Annotated in this window: 3 protein-coding genes and 2 pseudogenes; 3 read left to right on the forward strand and 2 right to left on the reverse strand. The window is 64.0% G+C overall.

The window, feature by feature from the left end; all coding sequences use genetic code 11:
- Positions 1-1,086 (forward strand): annotated as a pseudogene (gene purD / locus EN964_RS24900) (phosphoribosylamine--glycine ligase); the annotation flags it as partial.
- Between the two features lie 14 nt (positions 1,087-1,100).
- Here the strand turns inward: purD and EN964_RS24905 are convergent.
- Positions 1,101-2,210, reverse strand: a complete 1,110-nt coding sequence (locus EN964_RS24905) for a glycoside hydrolase family 25 protein (RefSeq protein WP_127302114.1) — start codon at positions 2,208-2,210, stop codon at positions 1,101-1,103.
- A gap of 246 nt (positions 2,211-2,456) precedes the next feature.
- The gene (locus EN964_RS24910) at positions 2,457-2,675 is read right to left on the reverse strand and encodes a hypothetical protein (protein ID WP_013532811.1); all 219 of its coding nucleotides are present in this window, start codon (positions 2,673-2,675) and stop codon (positions 2,457-2,459) included.
- Positions 2,676-2,889: 214 nt separating this feature from the next.
- Between EN964_RS24910 and EN964_RS24915 the strand changes: the two genes are divergently transcribed.
- Entirely contained in the window at positions 2,890-4,659 is a 1,770-nt protein-coding gene (locus tag EN964_RS24915) for an acyl-CoA dehydrogenase (protein WP_127270343.1), read from the forward strand.
- Positions 4,660-4,679: 20 nt separating this feature from the next.
- Positions 4,680-4,776 (forward strand): annotated as a pseudogene (locus EN964_RS38785) (enoyl-CoA hydratase); the annotation flags it as partial.

Consider the following 4,776-nt stretch of genomic DNA (forward strand, 5'->3'; position numbering starts at 1 on the left):
CCTCGTCGTGGTCGGCCCGGAGGGGCCGCTGGTCGTCGGCATTGCCGACGATCTGCGCGCGCAAGGCATTCGCGTCTTCGGACCCTCCAAGGCTGCCGCACAGCTGGAAGGATCGAAAGGTTTCACCAAGGATCTCTGCGCCCGCTACAACATCCCGACCGCCGCCTATGGCCGTTTCAGTGACCTGGCCTCGGCCAAGGCCTATGTCGAAAAGACCGGAGCACCGATCGTCATCAAGGCCGACGGGCTCGCTGCCGGCAAGGGCGTCACCGTCGCCATGACGCCCAGTGAAGCACAGGCAGCACTCGATGCCTGCTTCGACGGTTCCTTCGGCGCCGCTGGCGCGGAAGTTGTGGTCGAGGAGTTCATGACCGGCGAGGAGGCGAGTTTCTTCTGCCTCTGCGACGGCACCACCGCACTGCCCTTCGGTACCGCGCAGGACCACAAGCGCGTCGGCGACGGCGACACCGGTCCCAACACCGGTGGCATGGGCGCCTATTCGCCGGCACCGGTGATGACGCCGGAACTGGTCGCGCGCACCATGCGCGAGATCATCGAGCCGACCATGCGCGGCATGGCCGAACTGGGGGCGCCGTTCTCCGGCGTGCTGTTTGCCGGGCTGATGATCACCGACAAGGGACCGAAGCTGATCGAATACAACACCCGTTTTGGCGATCCGGAATGCCAGGTGCTGATGATGCGGCTGAAGGATGATCTGCTGGTCCTGCTCAACGCGGCGACCGACGGCCAGCTTGCGCATACTTCGGTGCGCTGGCGCGACGAGGCCGCGCTCACCGTAGTAATGGCGGCGAGAGGCTATCCCGGCACGCCGGAAAAAGGCTCGGTCATCCGCGGCGTCGAAGACGCGGCGAGCGACGGCGTCCAGATCTTCCACGCCGGTACCGCCATCAATGGCGGCGCGCTGGTGCCAATGGCGGCCGCGTCCTCAACGTGACGGCATCAGGCGCCACGGTCGGCGAGGCACAGAAACGAGCCTATGCCGCGCTTGACCGCATCGATTGGCCGGACGGGTTCTGCCGCCGCGATATCGGCTGGCAGGCCGTAGCGCGCGAACAGGGAACCTGAAGTTCCGCATTGGCTCACCGCTGGCCGCGATCGAGTTCGGTGGAAGCGGTGCTGAGTGGATCGGACACGGCAAAGGCAGCGTCGAGTTGTGCGGGTGAACGCCGTTCGGTCCGCTTCCAGGCGACATATTGGACAATGCCGAAGCTTGGCCGTCGCGGCACCGTCTTCACGACTGGCATGCGGAAGCCGTCGCGGAAACGGGACCAGCGTGTGCCCAACGCTGTAACCATGTCCTCGAGAGTCGGCGGCGCGGCCACAGACGCATAGGTGATGGTGACATTGCCGGCGAGGCCGGCCTCGCGTGAAACCGGTAGCGGTATCGAGGCGAGATAGTCCGGCGGCACGTCGATAAGCCCACCGAACGGCCATTGCGCGCGCAGCGTGGCGGCGTCTGTCGGCGCGACATTCACGTCTATGTCGTTAGGCGTGCCGGCAACCCTGTAAGGGCAGCGGAAACGGCCGCAATTGGCTTGCGCCGAAAACTGCCACAGTGCGTAGCCTTGCCAGTTGCCCATCGGAAAATGCACGTCGATGTCCTTGGTGTAGCGCGCATACCAGAGCGGCAGCCGCGACAGGAGCCGGTATCGGTACCTGTTGTCGGCAATATGCTGGGCGGTCTTGCCGTTGGTGTACAGCACCGGGAAGCGGCCGATGCGCCGATGCACCTGGCGTACGAACTCCTCGGCATCGTCGAGCGACATCCATTGCGAGGGGTCATTGCCCTCGATGTCGAGAGCCATGAGATCGTCCGGCGCAGGCTCGGCGAAATCGAGGAAATTGTTGGCCTGCTCGACCGGATTGCCGGGACGGGCAAGGTGATAGGCGCCCCATTTCAGGCCGAGTGCCTTGGCCACCACCCGGCGCGTCTGGAACAGTTCGCGCGTCACCGCATGGCGTTTCCACAGCGCCTTGCAAAGCTTCACCTCAATGTCGTTGCCCAAGCAGAAATAGGGGGGCGGCACGCCGTCGGAGGCCTTGTTGATGAAGCCCACGATCCGCTTGTCGGTGGCGAGCTGGGCCCAGTCGATGGAATTATATTCGTAGGCATCGACGACCAGAGCGCGGTCGGCGTTCTTCCACGGCTCGGAGAAATCCGAGGCCGTTGCCGCCGTCGAAAGCGCCATCGTCGCCGCAAGAGCGAGGATCGCCAGCGCATGCCGGCCAAAAGTGTGCAGCGGTTTTGGGGCAACGACATGCGCAGGAAACAGAGGCTTGAAGGGTGTCGGTACGACACTCTTCAAGCGGCGAAGGAGGTGCGCCGTCCTTTTCAAAACAGGGAATCCCCGTTGACCAAAAACAAATCCTGAACGGCTATGGTTAAGGAAGTGCTTTCGGGGCTGGCCTCAGAAAAGCTGGCCACGCATCAGCCGCTAGAATTCAAACGGGTCAGGCGCCGGCTCTTGCCGCAGCGTGCCTTCGGCGGCGCGTTTGCGGTGGTGGGCGAGCGAGCATTGCGGCGAGCACAAAATGCCGCGATCCGACCAGTAGGCGGCACCATGGTCCAGTCTGCCCCCATGGTAGCAGAACCCCTCCGCTCGATAGGGCAGGCCGCATTCGATGCAGCGGTAGGCGTCGGGTCTGGCAAGCATAGGCGGTTCCGGTTGGCTGGTCTGATCCATCGCCGGTCGACTTGATCCGGCATGGGTTGAACTTAATACGCGCCGCCGCGATTGCAAAATCCGCGTGACAAAATTTGACGTTTACGTAAAAAGAAGATGGGAGACCGCTGATACGGCGGGTGGTTTTGCAGCGGCACCGGTTCTAGGGTTGGGCAGGCCGATGCAATCAGGAGGAGTGGGCGGCATGTATAGGGCACCGGTCGAGGATATCGCCTTCACGCTCAAGCACGTGGCCGGCATGAAGTCGGCGCTCGATGCCGGCACCTTCGGCGATCTCGGCGAGGACCTGGTCGATGCCGTTCTGGGTGAGGCCGGCCGTTTCGCCACCGAAGAGGTCGCACCGCTCTACACGATCGGCGATCGGCAGGGTGCGGTGCTGAAAGGCGGCGCCGTCACCACGCCGCCCGGCTGGAAGGAACTCTATCGCCGCTGGATCGATGGCGGCTGGAATGCGCTCTCGGGGCCTGAGGAATATGGCGGCCAGGCGCTGCCGACCATGCTCGGCGTGGCCGCGCTCGAAATGTGGAACTCCGCCGCCATGGCCTTCGGCATCGGCCCGACGCTGACCATGGGCGCGGTCGAGGCGCTCGACAAACACGCCTCCGAAGACCTCAAGGCCAAATATCTCGAAAAGCTCGTCTCCGGCGAGTGGATGGGCACGATGAACCTGACCGAGCCGCAAGCCGGCTCGGATCTCGCCGCCTTGCGCGCCCGCGCCGAGCCGGCGGGTGACGGCAGCTATCGCATCTTCGGCCAAAAAATCTTCATCACCTATGGCGAGCACGATTTCACCGACAACATCATCCATCTCGTGCTGGCAAGGCTGCCCGATGCGCCGGCCGGCACGCGCGGCATATCGTTGTTCCTGGTGCCGAAATTCCTGGTTGGCGACGATGGCGCGCTCGGTGCCCGCAACGACGTCTTCTGTTCCGGACTTGAGCATAAACTCGGAATCCATGCCTCGCCGACCTGCACCATGATCTATGGCGACGGCTTTGGAGGCGCCAAGCCCGGCGCCGTCGGCTGGCTGATCGGCGAGGAGAACAAGGGGCTCGCCTGCATGTTCACCATGATGAACAATGCGCGGCTTTGTGTCGGCATGCAGGGGGTGGCGGTCGCGGAAGCCGCAACGCAGAAGGCGATCGCCTATGCCAATGAGCGCCGGCAGGGCAAGGCCGCGAGCTACACTGGCACGGGTATGGCGCCTATCGTCCATCACCCCGATGTCCAGCGTAACCTGTTGACCATGAAGGCGCTGACCCAGACCGCACGCGCCATCAGCTATTCCTGTGCCCACGCCATCGACATGGCCCGTGTCTCCGCCGGTGACGAGGCGGCATACTGGCGCGATCGCGCCAATCTGCTGACGCCGCTGGCCAAGGCGTTCTCGACCGATATCGGCGTCGAGGTTGCCTCGCTCGGCCTCCAGGTTCATGGCGGCATGGGCTTCATCGAGGAGACGGGAGCGGCCGCCTTCTATCGCGATGCGCGCATCGCCCCGATTTACGAGGGCACCAACGGTATCCAGGCGATCGATCTGGTGATGCGCAAGCTGCCGCTCGGCGGTGGCGACCATGTGCATGGTTACATCGCCGAACTGGCTGATATGGCCGCAGCGGTGCGGACCTCGAACATGCAGGGTTTCGGCCGCACCGCCGCCGCTCTCGACGCGGCACTTGGCGATCTCAGCGAAGCGACCCGCTTCCTGCAAAAACTGACGGCCGATGGCCGATCGGAAGAGGCGCTGGCAGGCGCCACGCCCTATCTCAGGCTGATCTCGCTTGCCGCCGGCGGCGCCTATCTGGCGCGCGGTGCTCTTGCCGATCACAACCGCATAGCGCTTTGCCGTTTCTTTGCCGAAAACCTGCTCGGCGAGGTCAGCGCCTTGAGGGCGCGCGTCATTGATGGCGCCGAAAGCCTCGCCGCTGCCGGCAAGACGCTCGTCTCTGCCTGACGTTTCACAAGGAAAACACCGTGACAGACCATATCCTCGTCGAGCGCCAGGGCGCCATCCAGATCATCCGCATGAATCGGCCGGACAAGAAGAACGCGCTGACGCGCTCCATGTATG

Source organism: Mesorhizobium sp. M7A.F.Ca.CA.001.10.2.1 (assembly GCF_003998575.1).
Classification (GTDB): domain Bacteria; phylum Pseudomonadota; class Alphaproteobacteria; order Rhizobiales; family Rhizobiaceae; genus Mesorhizobium.

Bases quoted from the DNA above. Each gene is read 5' to 3' on its own strand.
- EN964_RS24905 (WP_127302114.1), bottom strand. From the start codon at position 2,210: ATGGCGCTTTCGACGGCGGCAACGGCCTCGGATTTCTCCGAGCCGTGG.
- EN964_RS24910 (WP_013532811.1), bottom strand. From the start codon at position 2,675: ATGCTTGCCAGACCCGACGCCTACCGCTGCATCGAATGCGGCCTGCCC.
- EN964_RS24915 (WP_127270343.1), top strand. From the start codon at position 2,890: ATGTATAGGGCACCGGTCGAGGATATCGCCTTCACGCTCAAGCACGTG.